Source organism: Streptomyces smaragdinus, assembly GCF_009604385.1.
GTDB classification, from domain to species: domain Bacteria; phylum Actinomycetota; class Actinomycetes; order Streptomycetales; family Streptomycetaceae; genus Streptomyces; species Streptomyces smaragdinus.
This window is the reverse complement of record NZ_WEGJ01000012.1, coordinates 134,306-151,723: the sequence shown is the minus strand read 5'-3', so window position 1 is coordinate 151,723 and position 17,418 is coordinate 134,306. Positions and strand designations below refer to the sequence as shown.

The 17,418-nt window shown below is 69.9% G+C and carries 15 protein-coding genes; 10 read left to right on the top strand and 5 right to left on the bottom strand.

The genetic code is table 11. From position 1 onward, the window contains the following. The first annotated feature begins 44 nt into the window (after positions 1-44). Positions 45-941 carry a menaquinone biosynthesis prenyltransferase MqnP gene (gene mqnP / locus SRB5_RS17945; RefSeq protein ID WP_323378079.1) on the top strand — a complete coding sequence of 299 codons (897 nt, stop codon included), beginning with the start codon at positions 45-47 and terminating at the stop codon, positions 939-941. Here the strand turns inward: mqnP and SRB5_RS17940 are convergent. Next, entirely contained in the window at positions 938-1,471 is a 534-nt protein-coding gene (locus SRB5_RS17940; protein WP_153453201.1) for a rhomboid family intramembrane serine protease, read from the bottom strand. The two genes, mqnP and SRB5_RS17940, sit on opposite strands and share 4 nt — an antisense overlap. A 188-nt stretch (positions 1,472-1,659) precedes the next feature. On the opposite strand from SRB5_RS17940, the gene SRB5_RS17935 reads away from it, so the two are divergent. The 6 genes from SRB5_RS17935 to SRB5_RS17910 all read left to right on the top strand — a co-directional run bounded on the left by SRB5_RS17935 (position 1,660) and on the right by SRB5_RS17910 (position 6,991). Further along, entirely contained in the window at positions 1,660-2,355 is a 696-nt protein-coding gene (locus tag SRB5_RS17935; RefSeq protein WP_153453112.1) for a UbiX family flavin prenyltransferase, read from the top strand. A gap of 85 nt (positions 2,356-2,440) precedes the next feature. Beyond that, a complete protein-coding gene (locus SRB5_RS17930) occupies positions 2,441-2,896 on the top strand; it encodes an Lrp/AsnC family transcriptional regulator (protein WP_153453110.1) in 456 nt (151 codons plus the stop codon). 96 nt (positions 2,897-2,992) lie between these two features. Beyond that, entirely contained in the window at positions 2,993-4,156 is a 1,164-nt protein-coding gene (gene mqnE, locus SRB5_RS17925; protein ID WP_153453108.1) for an aminofutalosine synthase MqnE, read from the top strand. Between the two features lie 220 nt (positions 4,157-4,376). Then, a complete protein-coding gene (locus tag SRB5_RS17920; protein ID WP_153453106.1) occupies positions 4,377-4,907 on the top strand; it encodes a GNAT family N-acetyltransferase in 531 nt (176 codons plus the stop codon). Between the two features lie 92 nt (positions 4,908-4,999). After that, positions 5,000-5,320, top strand: coding sequence for a DUF4229 domain-containing protein (locus tag SRB5_RS17915; protein ID WP_153453104.1), 321 nt, complete (start codon positions 5,000-5,002; stop codon positions 5,318-5,320). Between the two features lie 354 nt (positions 5,321-5,674). Beyond that, the gene (locus SRB5_RS17910) at positions 5,675-6,991 is read left to right on the top strand and encodes a dicarboxylate/amino acid:cation symporter (protein ID WP_323378078.1); all 1,317 of its coding nucleotides are present in this window, start codon (positions 5,675-5,677) and stop codon (positions 6,989-6,991) included. Between the two features lie 105 nt (positions 6,992-7,096). Here SRB5_RS17910 and SRB5_RS17905 read toward each other — a convergent pair whose 3' ends face one another. From SRB5_RS17905 to SRB5_RS17895, 3 genes are all read right to left on the bottom strand, one after another. Beyond that, positions 7,097-8,587 carry a recombinase family protein gene (locus tag SRB5_RS17905; RefSeq protein ID WP_153453102.1) on the bottom strand — a complete coding sequence of 497 codons (1,491 nt, stop codon included), beginning with the start codon at positions 8,585-8,587 and terminating at the stop codon, positions 7,097-7,099. 78 nt (positions 8,588-8,665) lie between these two features. Continuing rightward, a complete protein-coding gene (locus SRB5_RS17900; protein WP_153453100.1) occupies positions 8,666-10,552 on the bottom strand; it encodes an AMP-dependent synthetase/ligase in 1,887 nt (628 codons plus the stop codon). Positions 10,553-10,748: 196 nt separating this feature from the next. Further along, the gene (locus SRB5_RS17895; protein ID WP_407703935.1) at positions 10,749-12,062 is read right to left on the bottom strand and encodes a lipase family protein; all 1,314 of its coding nucleotides are present in this window, start codon (positions 12,060-12,062) and stop codon (positions 10,749-10,751) included. Between the two features lie 237 nt (positions 12,063-12,299). Here SRB5_RS17895 and SRB5_RS17890 point away from each other — a divergent pair, with 237 nt between their 5' ends. After that, positions 12,300-14,048, top strand: coding sequence for an AMP-dependent synthetase/ligase (locus SRB5_RS17890; protein ID WP_153453098.1), 1,749 nt, complete (start codon positions 12,300-12,302; stop codon positions 14,046-14,048). 148 nt (positions 14,049-14,196) lie between these two features. On the opposite strand, the gene SRB5_RS17885 is transcribed toward SRB5_RS17890, so the two are convergent. Then, positions 14,197-14,400, bottom strand: a complete 204-nt coding sequence (locus tag SRB5_RS17885) for a cold-shock protein (RefSeq protein ID WP_003984261.1) — start codon at positions 14,398-14,400, stop codon at positions 14,197-14,199. 233 nt (positions 14,401-14,633) lie between these two features. Between SRB5_RS17885 and SRB5_RS17880 the strand changes: the two genes are divergently transcribed. Together SRB5_RS17880 and SRB5_RS17875 are read left to right on the top strand one after the other, a co-directional pair. After that, on the top strand, positions 14,634-15,503 hold the full coding sequence (locus SRB5_RS17880; protein WP_323378075.1) for a menaquinone biosynthetic enzyme MqnA/MqnD family protein: 870 nt from the start codon (positions 14,634-14,636) through the stop codon (positions 15,501-15,503). Positions 15,504-15,669: 166 nt separating this feature from the next. Then, positions 15,670-17,409: a serine/threonine-protein kinase gene (locus SRB5_RS17875; RefSeq protein ID WP_153453097.1), complete on the top strand. Its 1,740-nt coding sequence runs from the start codon at positions 15,670-15,672 to the stop codon at positions 17,407-17,409. The last annotated feature ends 9 nt before the right edge of the window (positions 17,410-17,418 follow it).

Below are 17,418 nucleotides of genomic sequence, written 5' to 3'. Positions count from 1 at the left end.
CCGAGATTTCCCCGCATTCGCGGGGGTGTCCCGGAGTACGGACTGTGAGCGCCCCGGCCCCGGTCGCCGGCCGGGTCAAACCCTTCCTCCGGCTCGTGATGATCGAGCACTCGGTCTTCGCGCTGCCCTTCGCCTATACGGCCGCCCTCACCGCGATGTTCCTCGACGGCGACGGGACCGTCGAGTGGTGGACGCTGCTGCTCGTCACCGTCGCCATGGTGGGGCTGCGGACGTTCGCCATGGCCTGCAACCGGATCATCGACCGCGAGATCGACGCCCGTAACCCCCGCACCGCCGGGCGGGAGATCCCCAGCGGCGTCGTCTCCGTGCGCTCCGCCTGGACCGGGGCGCTGATCGCGCTCGCGTTCTTCCTCGGCTCGGCGGCGCTGCTCAACCCGCTGTGCTTCTTCCTCGCCCCGCTCGCCGTGGTCCCGATGGTCGTCTATCCGTACGGCAAGCGGTTCACGAACTTCCCGCACGCCATCCTCGGCGTCGCCCAGGCCATAGGGCCGATCGGCGCCTGGCTCGCCGTCACCGGCAGCTGGTCGTGGGACGCGGTACTGCTCGGGCTCGCCGTCGGGGTGTGGATCGGCGGCTTCGACCTGATCTTCGCCTGCCAGGACGTCGCCGCCGACCGCGCGGACGGCGTACGGTCCGTGCCGGCGCGCTTCGGGATCCCCGCCGCGCTGTACGGGGCGCGGGTGAGTCACGTCGTCACGACGGGGCTGCTCGTCTGGTACGCGCTGGCCACCGACGCCGGGGGGTTCTTCTGGTTCGGGCTGGTCATCGTCGCCGGGGCGTTCCTGTACGAGCACTCGATCGTCCGGCCGGGGGATCTGTCCCGGCTGAACCGGGCGTTCTTCACCGTGAACGGGTTCATCGGGATCGCGCTGTTCGGCTGCGCGCTGATCGATCTGCTCGTACGGGGGTTGGGGCTCTAGGCGCTGCTCGGGTGCTTGCGCTCGCTGAAGAAGAACGCCGCGCCCACCCCGCCCAGCAGGCCGAAGAGGTGGCCCTGCCACGACACGCCCTCGTTCGTCGGCAGGACGCCCCACAGGATCGACCCGTACAGCACCGCCACCAGCAGGCCGACCAGGATGTCCGCCGCCCGGCGGTCCACGAAGCCGCGCACCAGCAGATAGCCGAAGAGGCCGAAGACCACCCCGGACGCCCCCGCGGTGTTCGAGTCCGGCGGGGCGACGAGCCACACCCCGATGCCGCTGGCCAGGGTGATCATCGCGACCACGCCGAGGAAGCGCCGCGTCCCGCGCAGCGCCGCGAGGAAGCCGAGCACCAGCAGCGGCACGGTGTTCGCCGCGAGATGCTCGAAGCCGAAGTGCATGAACGCCGCCGGGACGACGTCCCGCAGCTCGGACGCCTCCCGGGGGCGGATGCCGAAGGTGTCCAGCGCGCCGCCGGAGAACCGGTCGATGCTCTCCAGGATCCACAGCAGCGCGGCCCACGCCACCATGATCACGGCCGCCCGTACGGCCCGCGTCCCCCATCGCCCCGGTCCGCTCGGGGCGGACGCCGGGGGAGCACCATAAGGTTCGTACGTCACGATCTCCCCCTTCGGGCAATGAGTCCCACGATAAGGAACGCTCGGGATCCCTGCCCGAGTTCCGCACCCCCCACGCGGGCCGGATAGGCTTCGAACCTATGGAGACCCCACCCCCCACCAGCCACGAGGCGCCCGCGCGCCGGCCCTGGGTGGTCGGGGTGTCGGGAGCCTCCGGGACGCCGTACGCCGCCGCCGTGCTGCGGGCGCTGCTGCGGGCCGGGGAGGACGTGGACCTGATCGTCAGCCGGGCCGCCCGGCTGACGGTGCTCGACGAGACGGGGGTGTCCTTCCGGGACGCCCACTGGCGCGACGATCTGCGGCGGTGGCTCGGGTCGGGGGCCGACGGGCGGGCGGACGTCTTCGACGTGGGGCCGCTGGACGGGGTGCGGTACTGGGCGGCCGGGGATCTGGCGGCGGGGCCGTCGTCCGGGTCGTATCCGGTGAAGGGGATGCTGATCGTTCCCGCGTCCACGGCCGGCGTGGCGGGGGTGGCGCTCGGGCTGTCGAAGGACCTGCTGCAGCGGGTGGCCTCCGTGACGCTGAAGGAGCGGCGGCGGCTGGTCGTCGTCGTACGGGAGACGCCGCTGACGGGGCAGACGCTGCGGCATCTGGTCGCCCTCGACGACGCCGGCGCGGTGGTGCTCCCGGCGTCCCCGGCGTTCTACTCCGGGCCCCGGGACCTGCAGGGGCTCGTCGACTTCGTCGCCGGGCGGGTGCTCGACGCGGCGGGCGTGCCGCATCGGCTGTACCGCCGGTGGGAGGGGGAGCTGGGGCAGGCGCGCGACACGGCGTAACGGGCGGGGGAGCGATTCCCGCGGACCTCTCCGCACGGATCTGACACATCGCGGACTCATCGGACCAGGAAGGCACTACGTCAGCATGGACGCCGTCGACAGGCAGCTCATCCAGGCCCTGCGTGAGAACGGCCGGGCCTCCTACGCCGAGCTCGGCCGGCTCGTGGGGCTCTCGGGACCGAGTGTCACCGACCGGATCAACCGCCTCGAGGCGGCGGGCGTGATCACCGGCTACCGGGCGACGGTGGACGCGGCCTCCCTGGGCCTGGGCGTCACGGCGCTCATCGGGATCCAGCTCTCGGACGCCGTGGACCACGACGATGTCGCGTACCGGCTGCGGGACCTCTCGGAGATCGAGGACTGCTGGTTCATCGCCGGGGAGGACTCGTACATGCTGAAGGTCCGGGCGCCGGACGTGGACGGGCTGGAGAAGACCATCCGCCGGCTGTCGGGGATCGTGGGGGTTTCGCGGACGCGGACGACGATCGTGCTCTCCACGAAGTGGGAGAACCGGGTGGGAGAGCTGGCCGAAGAGGTCTGATCCTCCGGCCGCCGCGGCCCCCCGGCCGGGGGATCCGGTGCCGGGCCTGGGTACGCTCGGGGCGGTAGCGACGTACATCTGCGGGAGGCGTGCCGTATGGACGCAGGGCTCAAGCGTGAGCTGGAGGACAAGGTCCGTTCCGGGGAGCGGCTCAGCCGCGAGGACGGGATCGCCCTCTACGCGTCCGACGATCTGGCGTGGCTGGGCGGGCTGGCGCACGAGGTGCGGACCCGGCTGAACGGTGACGTCGTGCACTTCAACGTCAACCGGCACCTCAATATGACCAACGTGTGCACCGCGTCCTGCGCGTACTGCTCCTTCCAGCGCAAGCCGGGGGAGAAGGACGCGTACACGATGCGCATCGAGGAGGCCGTCGCCCTGGCCAAGGGCATGGAGGCGGAGCAGCTGACGGAGCTCCACATCGTCAACGGGCTGCATCCGAATCTGCCCTGGCGGTACTACCCGCGGTCGCTGAAGGCGCTCAAGGAGGCGCTGCCGGGGGTCTCGCTCAAGGCGTTCACCGCCACCGAGATCCATCACTTCGAGACCATCTCCGGGCTGTCGGCGTCGGAGATTCTCGACGAGCTGATCGAGGCCGGGCTGGAGTCGCTGACCGGTGGTGGGGCGGAGATCTTCGACTGGGAGGTGCGACAGCAGATCGTCGATCACGACACCCACTGGGAGGACTGGTCGCGGATTCACCGGCTGGCGCACGAGAAGGGGCTGAAGACGCCGGCGACCATGCTGTACGGGCATATCGAGGAGCCGCGGCATCGGGTGGATCATGTGTTGCGGCTGCGGGAGCTGCAGGATGAGACCGGGGGGTTCCAGGTCTTCATTCCGCTGCGGTATCAGCATGACTTCGTCGATGTGAGGGACGGGGTTGTACGGAATCGGCTCCAGGCGCGGACTTCGATGGCTACCGGGGCCGAGGCGCTTCGGACGTTCGCGGTGTCGCGGTTGTTGTTCGACAACGTGCCGCACGTGAAGGTTTTCTGGGTGATGCATGGTGTGCAGACCGCGCAGCTTGCGTTGCAGCATGGGGCGGATGACATGGACGGGTCTGTGGTCGAGTACAAGATCACGCATGACGCCGACTCGTTCGGCACGCCGGCCAAGCTCACCCGGGACGATCTGCTGGGCCTCATCCGTGATGCGGGGTTCCGCCCGGTGGAGCGGAATACGCGGTACGAGGTCATCCGTGAGTTCGAGGGGCCGGACCCGCAGCGGCGGGAGGCGCCTCAGCCGATGCGGCTCTGACTCCGTCAGGGGTCCGGTACGAGGTGCGGTCGCGCCGGCTGACGCGCTCCGGGCTTCGCCCAGAGGCCTCAAACGCCGGCCGGGCTGATAGTGGACCTCTGTCCCTGAAAGGCTGCGTCAGCCGAGCCGGGGTTTGCCTGCGCCCGGTGGAGACGCTCCTCACACCGGGTCGACGGAAAAATCGGTCACACCCGCGAAGCGGGCTGCATACAATTGCGGTATGGCGCATAATCTTCGCTTCGAGCTTGACCCCGCCGTCGATCGGACCCTGCGGGATCAAGTCGCGCAGTTGTGGGCCGACGTCGTCAACGCCGGGGGGTCCGTCGGGTTTCTGCCTCCCGTCGGGGTGGACGAGGTGCGCGGGGAGCTCGTCAAGCATCTGGTCGCGATGGCCGAGGGGCGGATGCGGCTGCTCGTGGGGCGGGACGAGGGCGGGGTCGTCAAAGGCACCGTCTTCCTCGGGCTCAATACGCATCGGCTGATGCGGCACTGGCTCTGGTTCCACACCGTCATGGTTCACCCCTCCCTCCAGCGGACCGGCCAGGGGCGCGCCCTGATGGCCGCCGCCGCGGACGGGGCGCGGGGGATCGACGGGATCGAGGGCATACGGCTGACCTGCCGCGAGGGGACCGGGGCCGAGCACTTCTACGCCGCCTGCGGGTACAAGGAGGCCGGGCGCGTGCCCGGCGCCATCCGGGTCGGGCCGGGGGACGACCGCGACGACATCACCATGTGGCTCCCCCTGCCCTGAGCCCCGCGTACCGCGCCGCGCGGCGGCTCGTAGAATCGGGTGAACCGCCCATCCAGCGACCAAGGGCCGGCCCGTCGCCCGCAGGAGTCAGCATGTCCCCCACCCCGACAGTCAGCCCCACCGCCCGCTACTCCCTCATGCGCCTGGGCATCTTCGCCGCGTGCTTCGTCGTCGTCTGGGGGCTGGTGCGGCTCAGGGTGCTGCCCTCGGGGCTCGGGGACTCGAACTACCTGTGGGTGCTCCTCCTGGCCCTCGTGGTCTCCGCCCCGCTGAGCTTCGTCCTGCTGCGCCGCCAGCGCGAGGAGATGGCCGGCCAGGTCGCCGAGCGCGTCGAGCGCGCCAAGCACAACCTCGCCGCCAACCGCTCCGCCGAGGACGAGGTCGACGACGCCGCGCGCCGTACCGAGGACTGATCCGCCGGGGCGTGGCGCTCGTCACGCCCGTCCGACAACTGCCCTGCTCGCGCGGGGCAGTTGTGTTTTCCGGCCGTACGACCCGGAGACCGGCCTCGGGGAAGCCCGGCCGACGGTGTTACCGTCATATCCATGACGACGGCAGCAGCCCCCTTCGACGCGACGAGCACCCTGCTCGTGGCGCGCCTGCACGTCGACCTCTGCCGCCGCGTGGCCGCGGCGTGTTGTCGCTGAGCGACAGACCCACCCCGCACCCTTTTCAGCCCCCGGCCGGATAGCGCCGGGGCTCCCGTGTGCGCGTGCCGTCACCGCCCGCGTCCCCCTCCTCACTCCTGATCAACGGAGCATCCCCGCGTGTCACGCATCCTCAAGGTGCCCTTCTGGGCCCAGATACTCACCGGTCTCGTCCTCGGCGTCGTCCTCGGCGCGGTCGCCCGCAACGGCGACGTCGCCTGGCTGAAGGACACCCTCGACCAGATCGGCGGCATCTTCGTCCAGCTGCTGAAGCTGGCCGTCGCCCCGCTCGTGTTCTTCGCGATCCTCGTGTCGATCACCAACCTCCGCAATGTCTCCAACGCGGCCCGGCTCGCCTCCCGCACCCTGCTCTGGTTCCTGATCACCTCGCTGATCGCGGTGACGATCGGCCTGGTCATCGGCCTGATCACCAACCCGGGCGCCGGCACCGGCCTCACCCCGAAGGACGGCGCGAAGCCGGAGCACTCGGGCAGCTGGATCGACTTCCTGACCGGCATCATCCCGACCGACGTCATCACCCCGTTCACCGAGCTGAACGTGCTGCAGATCGTCTTCATGGCCGCCGTCGCCGGCATCGCCGCGCTGAAGCTGGGTGACACCGCCAAGCCGATCATCAGCCTCAGCGAGACCGTGCTGGAGCTGCTGCAGAAGGTCCTGTGGTGGGTCATCAAGCTCGCCCCGATCGGCAGCATCGGCCTCATCGGCTTCGCCATCGCCGACTACGGCTGGGACCTGATCGGCAAGTACGCCACCTTCACCGCCGACGTCTACATCGGCTCCGCGCTCGTCCTGTTCGGCGTCTACCCGCTGCTGCTGGCGACCGTCGCCAAGGTCAACCCGCTGCAGTTCTTCCGCGGCGCCTGGCCGGCGATCCAGCTGGCGTTCATCTCCCGCTCCTCGGTGGGCACGATGCCGGTCACGAAGAAGGTCACCGAACGCCTCGGCGTGCCGCAGGAGTACGCGTCCTTCGCGGTGCCCTTCGGCGCGACGACCAAGATGGACGGCTGCGCCGCGGTCTACCCGGCGCTCGCCGCGATCTTCATCGCCGAGATCTTCGACGTGAGCCTCGGCATCCAGGACTACCTCCTGATCGCCTTCGTCTCCGTGATCGGCTCCGCGGCCACCGCCGGCCTCACCGGCGCCACCGTGATGACCACGCTGACCCTGTCCACGCTGGGCCTGCCGCTGGAGGGCGTGGGCCTGCTGCTGGCCATCGACCCGATCCTGGACATGATGCGGACGGCTACGAATGTCGCAGGCCAAGTTACTGCGCCGCTGATTGTCGCCGCCCGTGAAGGAATCCTCGATCGTGCAATGTACGACAGCGTCACCAGCTTTGAAATCGATGATGAAGGCTCGCGGGAGAAGGTAAATACTGGCGCTGACCAGAAATCTTCCGAGCTCGTCACGGCATAGGGTGATGGCGGACGGTGCCCGCCTCCTTTTGAAGAGGCGGGCACCAATCATTACGAGACAAGGCGTGGAATGGCTCAGGTGTCGTGGCGTCACTACAGACCGGATCTAGCCTGAACGTCGAGAGTTGTTGGCTGTGTATGAGTTCGAAACGGGTTGCTCCGAGGGACCGTCATGTGCAGCATTGACCAGCACGATCCTGATGGATGTGTCTTCGGGTGGCTTGCGCCTGCCTCGCCCGACACTGAGGACGTCGACGTGCTCGACGACGGTTGCCGCGACGGCGCGGCGGCGCTCAAGGTTCTCTGGTGATTCGTTCATCCAGATCGACAGAGCATCCTGCTCGATGCGGGAACGACGGATCAACGATGAGGTCTCGCGAGTTCGCAAGTCCTGGAGGTTGATACGTAGGTGGGCCAGGGAGTCGAAGTAATCATCGTCATCCATCTCGCCCTGCTTCCAACGTTTTCGAAGATTCTGGATGCGACTCTCCAGCAGATTGATCTCACCGGTGAAATCTTCTGCCGGGCTCTCCTCAAGGCGGGGGATGTGGTTCCGCAGTGCAGTCTGCACGACCTCGTTGAGTCGCTCCTCGATCCACTGGTACTGGCGGCTCACCTTCCCGCAGCCGAGGCGACCGCCGCGGCCTGGTTGCCCGGAGTGGCAGAAGGTTCGTCGGAAGGTCCGCCCTTGCACGGTCGCCCACTGGACACGCATATTGGCGCCACAGTAGCCACATCGCAAGAATCCAGAGTACAAGTGCTTTCGCTTGCCTGACCCTTGGGCTGCGGGTGTGGCGCGGCTGTTGAGTAGAGTCTGAACATCCTCCCACTCGTCTCGAGTGAGTGGGGATTTATAGATGCTGTCACCGATGTCCTGGCCCTTGTAAGTGACGATCCCTCCGGTCCTTTCGGATCGGAAAACGCGCTTCACGGACTGGATTGTCCAGTCGCCGCCTTGAGGGGTTCTAGCCCCTTGGGAGTTCCAGTATCTCGCTACATCGCCAGGCGTTCCGGAGGCCTGGCCCACCAGCATGTGGTAGCCCTCCCGGATCAACGTGGACTCGCGGTCATCGAGTTCCTGGAAACGGGAGTCTTCCTGGAATCCGAATTGTCTCTTCCCTCCGGCGTGTGGTTTGCCCTGTTCTCTGCGCTGCAGGAGTGAGTTGTTGATGCGTTCTGACATTCGCTCGGTCTCTTGTTGGGCCACAGCGCCTTTGATCGTGAGGATCAATCGCCCGTTCGCGCTCAGCGTGTCCTCGCCTTCCGTCGTGGCGAAGGCGAATCCGTATTTCTTCTGCTCCTCAAGGAAACTGGTCAGCTCGCTGATGCGACGTGTGAGGCGGTCAATGGAGTAGACGACGATGCCGTCGATGCGACCATCGCGAATATCTCTCAGCATTTCAGTGTATCCAGGGCGATGGCGCCTACTGGTAGTCGATGCCGATACCTCGCTGTCCGAGTAGACCTTCAAGACGCCCCAGCTCATTCGTCCGCATAGCTCCCGACATGCCTTTTCTTGGCGTTGGATACCGAGGTCCAGCCCTTTGCGGTCCTTGCTGATGCGGACGTAGATTCCCACACGTTTCGGCTTCGTCATGCCCATTTCCAGTCATAGACGTATCAACATCATCTCCAACGAACATATGAGACGTGTGGTTACGTAGTTCCTGGCCGGTCACTCGTACAGCGCGTCCACGTCCGCCGCGAAGTCCCGCAGGATCGCGCCCCGGCGCAGCTTCAGGGACGGGGTGAGGTAGCCCGCGTCCTCCTTGAAGTCCAGCGGCAGCACCCGGTACCGCCGAATCGATTCCGCGCGGGAGACCAGCAGGTTCGCCCCGTCGACCGCGTGCTGGATGTCCTGGTGCAGCCGGGCGTCGGCGAGGAGCTGCCGGGCGGACATGCGGGTGAGCTTGTGCATGTGGCACCAGTGGTAGAGGCCGTCCATGTCGAGCGTGAGCAGGGCCGCGACGTACGGGCGGTTGTCGCCGACGACCAGGCACTGGCTGATCAGGGGGTGGGCGCGCAGCCGGTCCTCGAGCGGGCCGGGGGCGAGGTTCTTGCCGGAGGAGGTGACGATGAGGTCCTTCTTGCGGCCGGTGATCGTCAGATAGCCGTCCTCGTCCAGCGCCCCGATGTCGCCGGTCGGCAGATAGCCGTCCTCCCGTATCGCGGGGCGGACCGCGCCCGCCTCGCTGTCCCAGTAGCCGGCGAAGACCTGGCCGCCGCGCAGCAGCACCTCGCCGTCCGGGGCGATCCGTACCGACGTGCCGGGCAGCGGGCGGCCCACGCGGCCGAAGCGCAGGCGCAGCGGCGGGGTGACGGTGGCGGCGCCGGTGGTCTCCGTGAGGCCGTAGCCCTCGTACACCTCGACTCCGGCGCCGGCGTAGAAGAGGCCGAGGCGGCGGCCGAGGGGGGAGCCGCCGGAGATGATGTGGCGGACCCTGCCGCCGAGGGCGGCGCGGATGCGGCGGTAGACGAGGGTGTCGTAGACCCGGTGCAGGGTGCGCTGGCCGGAGCCCGGGCCCGTACCGCCGTGTTCGCGCTGTTCGAGGGCCTCGCCGTAGCGTTCGGCGACACGGGAGGCGCGGTCGAAGGAGGCGGCGCGGCCCATGCGTTCGGCGGTGGCGCGGGCGGAGTTGAAGACCTTCTCCAGGACGTACGGGATGGCGACGAGGAACGTCGGGCGAAATCCCCGCAGGTCGGCGATGAGGTCCTCGGTGGTCATGCTCGGCGCGTGGCCGAGGCGGACGCGGGCGCGCAGGGCGCCGACGGCGGTCATCCGGCCGAGGACGTGGGACAGCGGGAGGAAGAGGAGGGTGGCGGCGGGTTCGCGGGACGGGGCGCGGAAGACCGGGTGGAGGAGCTCGATCGCGTTGTCGACCTCGGCGAGGAAGTTGGCGTGGGTGGCGACGCAGCCCTTGGGGGTGCCGGTGGTGCCGGAGGTGTACATCACGGTCGCCACGGAGTCGGGGGTCAGCGCGGTGCGGCGGGCGTGGACCTCGGCGTCGGGTATGTGCCGGCCGGCGGCGGCGAGCTGGCCGAGGACGCCGGTGTCCAGCTGCCAGAGCTGGGTGAGCCAGGGGAGTTCGGCGCGGGCGGCGCTGACCATACGGGCCTGGTCGACGTTCTCCACGGCGCAGGCGACGGAGCCGGAGTCGGCGAGGATCCACTCGGCCTGGAAGGAGGACGAGGTCGGGTAGACGGGGACGGTGATGAGGCCGGCGGCCCAGGCGGCGAAGTCGAGCAGGGTCCACTCGTAGGTCGTACGGGACATGATGGCGAGCCGGTCACCGGGCTGCAGACCGGCGGCCATCAGGCCCTTCGCCAGGGCCAGCACCTCGTCGGCGAAGGTGGCGGCCGTGACGTCCGTCCAGCGTCCGCCGGGGCCCTTGCGGCCGAGGACGACGTCCTGGGGGGCTTCGGTGGCGTTGGTGAACGGGATGTCCGCGAGGGATCCGGTGCGTTGGCGCGGTACGAGGGGTGGGGCCTCGGCCTCGTAGACGGTGGTGCCGTGGCGGCGGAGGTACGGGTCGACGGTACGTGGCTCAGGTCTCTGTGTCATGTATCGGCTCCCACCTGCTCTTTTGACTGCCGGGTAAGTTACTGAGCGCTTAAGCGGGAGCCAACGATTTCGGCCCGGCGAGTCGTGTCATGTCTTAGCAATACCGGTGAATGTTTTGTGATGGGGTGAGCACTTCTCGCACACGGGACCGCCCGTGCCCCGGACCGCTGTCCGGGGCACGGGCGGGTCGGGGGGCCTACGGCTGGAGCGGCATCGTCCAGCAGTTGGAGATCGACGGGAGGCCGGTGAGCCGGGCCTTGACCCAGTTGATGGCCGTGGTCTGGTCGGTCAGCAGCGGGGCGAGGTGGTTCGTGAGGAGCCCGTCGCCGAGGTTGGGCAGGATCACCGCGTCGTACGTGACGTTGCCGCCCTTCGCGCACCAGTCGACGGCGAGTTGCCTGGCCTGGGCGTGCGGGACGATGTCGTCCTGGGTGCCGGTCGCGACCCGGACCGGGCCGGCGGGCTTGAGCCGGCCGATGCGCTGGGCGTCGAGCGTGGCGCGTATCGCCGGTTCGGCGGCGACGATGTCGGAGAGCGACTGGCCGCCCGTGGTCCAGCGGGAGCTGTTCTGGAAGGCGTAGCCGAGGATCGCGTCGCCGATGCAGGCGGTGGACAGGTCGGTGAGCGCCTCGCGGCCGGCGGCGTTGAGGTACTTGTCGGCGATGGGGCGCAGGGACGGGTCGGACTGGAGGAAGCCGTTGAGCGACCAGCCGAGGGCGCCGGCCAGGGCGCTGCCGTCGATGCCGTCGATGACCTGGGTGAGGTCGGCGGGCGCGGCGCCGGAGTAGGTGCCGGCGAGGGTGACGTCCGGGGCGTACGACGACTGGAGTTCGGCCGCGGAGGCGGTGGCGCCGCCGCCCTGGCTGTAGCCGTACAGGGCGGTCCTCGACCGGCTGGTGACGGAGGCGCCGGGTACGGAGCGGGCGGCGCGGACCGCGTCGAGCACGGCGTGGCCGCCGTCGACGCGGTTGACGTAGGTGTGCAGGCGGTCGGTGGTGCCGAGGCCCACGTAGTCGGTGACGACGACCGCGACGCCGGAGAGCAGGAAGCGGTAGATCGCGATGTCCTCGTAGCCGACGGCCAGCACGTCGCCGTCCAGCTGGACCGGGTACTGCAGCCCCAGCGACGCCGAACACCGGTCGCCCTGGCCCATGGTGCCGGGCGCGACGGCCACCAGCGGGCGCGGGCCGCCGCCGAGCCACGGCATGGTGGGCTCGAGGTACGCGCCGGTCACGGCGACGGCCTGGCCGGTGGAGTCCGTGGACTTGTACATCAGCCGGGTCGCCGTGCCCGGGAAGGGGCCGGGCAGTCCGGGCAGGCTGACGGCGAGCGGCAGCGGTTCGGTACGGACCAGGGCGCCGTTCGCGGCGGGCAGGCTCGCGGGCGGGGTGTAGAACGCGGGCACTTCCACGGCGGCGGCGGGCCCGGCGGTCAGCGCCTGCGCCAGCACGCAGAACGCGGTGACGAGCACGGCGGCCAGGGATCTGATCGGTCGTCTCACGCGGCTCACTCCTCAGCTCGGGTCGGGGGGCGGGAGCTGGTTCTTACCCGCAGGTAACTGACCGCAGAGTAGGGAAGGCTGGAGCTGCTGACAATATGTCTGACGGGACCGGTGTGCGGATGTCTGTATCCCGGGCTCGCAGAACGGGCGGGTGTTGTGAGTGATGGAGGTGTGCGTACCCCCTGGCGGATCCCGGCGGTTGTGCCTAGCTTCGGCACCCAAAGATCCCCCTCCCGGAGGTGGCTGATGGCGACAGATTCCCGTGCGTCCGGTTCCGGCGAACGGCCGCAGACCCTGGCGGTGTTCGCCGAGTGGGCGGCCGAGCGGTACGGGGGGCTGCCGGCGCTGCGTCTTCCGCACGGCGGCGGCGACGTCTCGTACGAGGAGCTGCGCGACACCGTCCACACCGTGGCCCGGGGCCTGATCGGGCTCGGGGTGGCGGCCGGGGACCGGGTGGCGGTGCTGTGCGAGACGCGGGCGGAGTGGACGTACGCGCATCTCGGGGTGCTGGCCACGGGGGCCGCGCTGGTGCCGGTGTATCCGTCGGCGGGGGACGAGGAGGTCGCCTGGGTGCTGGGCGACTCCGGCGCCGGGGTGGTGCTGTGCGAGGACGCGGAGAAGGCGGCGCGGGTGGCGGCGCTGGTCCCGGGGGTGCGGCCGGTGGTGATGACGGGGGAGGCGGCGCCGATGACGCATCCCGCCGAGCTCGCTCCCCTCGCCGCGGTGCTGGCGCGCGGGGCGGCCGTGACCAGGGACGACCTGGCGATGATCGTCTACACCTCCGGCACCACCGGCCTGCCCAAGGGCTGCCGCCTCAGCCACGGCAACAGCGGCGCGATCAGTGACGCCACGGCGAGCTTCGAGAAGATGGAGCCGGGCGACGTCACGTACATCTACCTCCCCCTCGCCCACCTCCTGGCCCAGCTCACCGAGCTCTCCACCCTCCTCGACGGCGCCACGCTGGCGTTCTGGGGAGGCAGGATCGAGGGCATCGTCCCGGAGCTCGGGCAGGTCCGCCCCACTCACCTGCCCTCCGTCCCCCGCCTCTTCGAACGGGTCCACGCCCAGGTCGGGGCCCTCGCGGCGGCGGACGGCCCGGAGGGGACGGCCCGCTTCGAGGCGGCGGTCGCGCTCGGTGCCCACATCGACGATCTGCGCCGGTCGGGGGCGGAGCCGACGGCGGCCCAGACACGGGCGTACGAGGAGGCGGACGGGAAGCTGTACGCGCTGGTCCGCTCGGTCTTCGGCGGCCGGCTGCGGCACGCGAACGTGGGCGGCGCGCCCATCGCCCCGCAGACGCTGGACTTCATGCGGGCGTGCGGGATCCCGCTGTACGAGGGGTACGGGATGACGGAGTCGGCGGGGATCATCGCGCTGAACCACCCCGGCGCGCACCGGTACGGCACGGTGGGCCAGCCGCTGCCGGGCTGTGAGGTCAGGATCGCGGCGGACGGGGAGATCCTGGCCAGGGGGCCGATGATCTTCGCGGGCTACCACGCCGCCGCGGAGGCGACGGGGGAGGCGCTGGACGCGGAGGGGTGGCTGCACACCGGGGACCTGGGGGAGCTGGACGCGGACGGCTATCTGTCGGTCACCGGGCGCAAGAAGGACATCATCATCACGTCCTCGGGCAAGAACATCACGCCGTCCCTGCTGGAATTCGCGATCCAGCAGTCCCGCTGGGTGTCCCGCGCGGTCATGATCGGCGACCGGCGTCCGTATCCGGTCGCACTGATCACGCTGGATCCCGACGAGATCGCGGGGCTCGGGCTGACCGGCAGTCCCGCGGCATCCGAGCAGGTCCGGGGGTGGATCCAGGAGGCTGTCGACGCGGCGAACGCGAAGGCCGCCGGACCGGCCAGGATCAGGCGCTTCACGATTCTCGACGAGGATTTCTCGGTGGCCGACGAGACGCTCACGCCGACGCTGAAAATACGCCGGGCGGCCGTTGCGCGGCGCTATGCGAAGGAAATCGACGGGCTGTACGAATCGTGAGTGACATCCGTATGGGCCGGTGAATGGACATTCATACGGGCCATGGGGTTCATGCCCGATTAATTCCTCAGCCGTAAGAAACCCGTAAGGAAAAGGCAGGAGCCCCGGCCGAAAGGCCGGGGCTCCTTGGGTCATGCAATCAGCGATGTCACACGGGGGTGACGTTCTCCGCCTGCGGGCCCTTCGGACCCTGCGTGACGTCGAAGTTCACCTGCTGGTTCTCCTCCAGGGAGCGGAAGCCAGAGGCGTTGATCGCGGAGTAGTGGACGAAGACATCGGGGCCGCCGCCGTCCTGGGCGATGAAGCCGAAGCCCTTCTCGGCGTTGAACCACTTGACGGTTCCGGTAGCCATAAGCCCTCCTTGGGCCAAAGGGTTGCCCTGCTCCCAGAACCTGCATCGTGCGAAGTCTGAAACTACAAAAGCCTGCGGCGTCACAAGCTCCGCAGGCTCTGTACTGCAAGGGAAACCAAACTGCAACTTGCGTTGAGCCTAGCACGGCACGCGGGCGCGCGGAAGAGTCGAAGATCGCGTCCTGATGAACCCCCGCACCTTCGTGCGACCGGGGCCGGGCGTAGCCTCGAGCTGTGAGTACCACCCTGAACGGTCCCGCCGACCTGCCGAGCCGGCCCCGCATCGGTCATATCCAGTTCCTGAACTGCCTTCCCCTGTACTGGGGTCTGGCCCGAACCGGCACGCTCCTGGACTTCGAACTGACGAAGGACACCCCGGAGAAACTGAGCGAGCAGCTGATCGCAGGTGAGCTGGATGTGGCTCCTGTGACGCTGGTGGAATATCTCCGGCATGCGGATGATCTTGTTGCGTTCCCGGATATCGCGGTCGGATGTGACGGACCCGTGATGTCGTGCGTGATCGTTTCGCAGGTTCCGCTCTCCGAGCTGGACGGGCAGCGGGTCGCGCTCGGGTCGACGTCGCGGACGTCGGTGCGGCTGGCGCGGCTGCTGCTGGCGGAGCAGTACGGGGTCACGCCGGACTACTACACGTGTCCGCCCGATCTCCGCCTGATGATGCAGGAGGCCTCCGCCGCGGTCCTGATCGGTGACGCGGCGCTGCGGGCCTCCCTGCACGAGGCGCCGGCGCTGGGGCTTCAGGTTCATGACCTGGGCGAGATGTGGAAGTCGTGGACGGGGCTGCCGTTCGTCTTCGCGATCTGGGCCGCGCGGCGCGACTTCGTCGCCCGTGAGCCGGCCGTGGCGGCGGACGTGCACCGGGCGTTCCTGGAGTCCCTCGCGGTGTCGGTGGAGGAGGTGGCGAAGGTGGCGGAGCAGGCGTCGCGGTGGGAGGCGTACGACGCGTCGCTGCTGGAGCGGTATTTCACGACGCTGGACTTCCGGCTCGGGGCGCCGCAGCTGGAGGGGATCCGGGAGTTCGCGCGGCGTGCGTCGTCCGACGACGCGTTTGCGGCTGACGTCGAGGTTCGGCTTCTCGGGGCCTAACCCTCCGGGGGTGGTCTTCGGCTTCCGTCGCGTCGGCTGACGCGCATCCGGCCTTCGGCCGGAGGCCTCAAACGCCGGCCGGGCTGGGGGTGGGCGCTTTCTGTCCCCCTCCGTCGGGCCGGTCCCGGTCGTAAGCTGGGCGTCAGCCGCGTTCCCGGGGGGATTGATGCAGCCGCTTCAAGCAGGTGATCCGGCGCGGGTCGGGTCGTACGTGATCCTCGGGCGTCTCGGCGCCGGAGGGATGGGGCGCGTGTACCTGGGGCGGAGCCCCGGGGGGCGGACTGTGGCCGTCAAGGCCGTGCACCCGCACTTCGCCGCCGACGATCAGTTCCGCGCGCGGTTCCGGCGTGAGGTCGAGGCCGCGCGGCGGGTCGGGGGAGCCTGGACCGCCCCCGTGCTGGACGCCGGGCCCGACGACGACGTCCCCTGGGTCGCCACCGGATACGTCGCCGGGACCGCCCTCAGCGACGCCGTCGAGCACCACGGACCCCTGGGCGCCCGGCCCGTCAGGGCGATCGCCGCCGGCCTCGGCGAGGCCCTCGAGGCCGTCCACGCCCGGGACCTCGTCCACCGGGACGTCAAGCCCTCCAACGTCCTCCTCACCCTCGACGGCCCCCGCCTCATCGACTTCGGCATCGCCCGCGCCACCGACGGCACCGCCTCCCTCACCGCCACCGGCGTCTCCGTCGGCTCCCCCGGCTACATGTCCCCCGAGCAGATCCTCGGCCGGGGCGCCGGCCCCGCGTCCGACGTCTTCTCCCTCGGCGCCGTCCTGGTGTACGCGGCCACCGGCCGGCCCCCGTTCAACGGCGACTCCGCCCCCTCCCTCCTCTACCAGGTGGTGAACGAGCCCCCCAGCCTCAACGGCCTCGAGCGCGTCGACCCCGAGCTGGCGGAGACCGCCGCCGCCTGCCTCGCCAAGGACCCCGCCGCCCGTCCCGCCCCCCGCGACCTCGCCCGGCGGCTGGCCCCCGGCGGCGCCGCGGCCCTGATGACCGCCGGCTGGCTGCCCCCCGCGGTGTCCGACGGCATCAGCCGTAACGCGATCGAGCTCCTCGCCCTGGACGTCCACCCGGTCACCCCCGAGGCCCCCTCCGGCCCCGTCCCCCTGCCCCGCGCCGAATACGGGCCCCCGACCGGCTTCGGCCCGCCCCCGGCGGACCCCACCCCGCCCGCCCGGAACTGGCCGGAGGCCGGCGACCCCACGCCGTCCGCCGGCAACTGGCCCGACACCGGCGACCGGTCCGGCGAAGCCCCCCGGGACGCCCGCCCCGCGGAAGGCGCCCCCACGACCGCCGCCCCCACCCGCCGCGCCGAACTCGGCTGGCGGGGCCGCAGGGCCAGCTGCACCCTCGTACTCTCCGTCGCCGGAGCGGCGGCGGTGGCGATGGTGGGCCTCTACTTCGGCGGCGTACTCGGCGGCCCCCGCGACGCCGACGCCGGCGCCGACACCAACACGGCGCCCCCGGCCGCGAGCACCAGCCCGGAGCCCACAACGGAGCCGACGACCGAGCCCACGACGACCCCCACCGGCCCGAAGGGCAAGGAGCTCCCCCAGATCCCCGCCTTCTTCCGCGGCACGTGGAAAGGCACCGCCCTCAACTCCGACGGCTCCCCCAACGGCGACATCACCCTCGTCGTCGCGGCCGGGAAGAAGGGCGACACCGTCGCCCACGCCACGTACTCCGCCCTCGGCTTCGCCTGCCACAGCAAGGGTGCCCTCGTCCGGGCCTCCGACCAGCAGCTGATCATCACCGAGTCCACCGACACCGACAAACCGCAGACCGACTTCGCCTGCTCCACCGCGACGTCCACGCTGACCCTGACCCGCGACGGCGCCAAGGTCACGTACCTCAACGACGACCCGGCCGGCGGACAGACGCCCACGACGCTGACGAAGGACTGACCCGAGCGG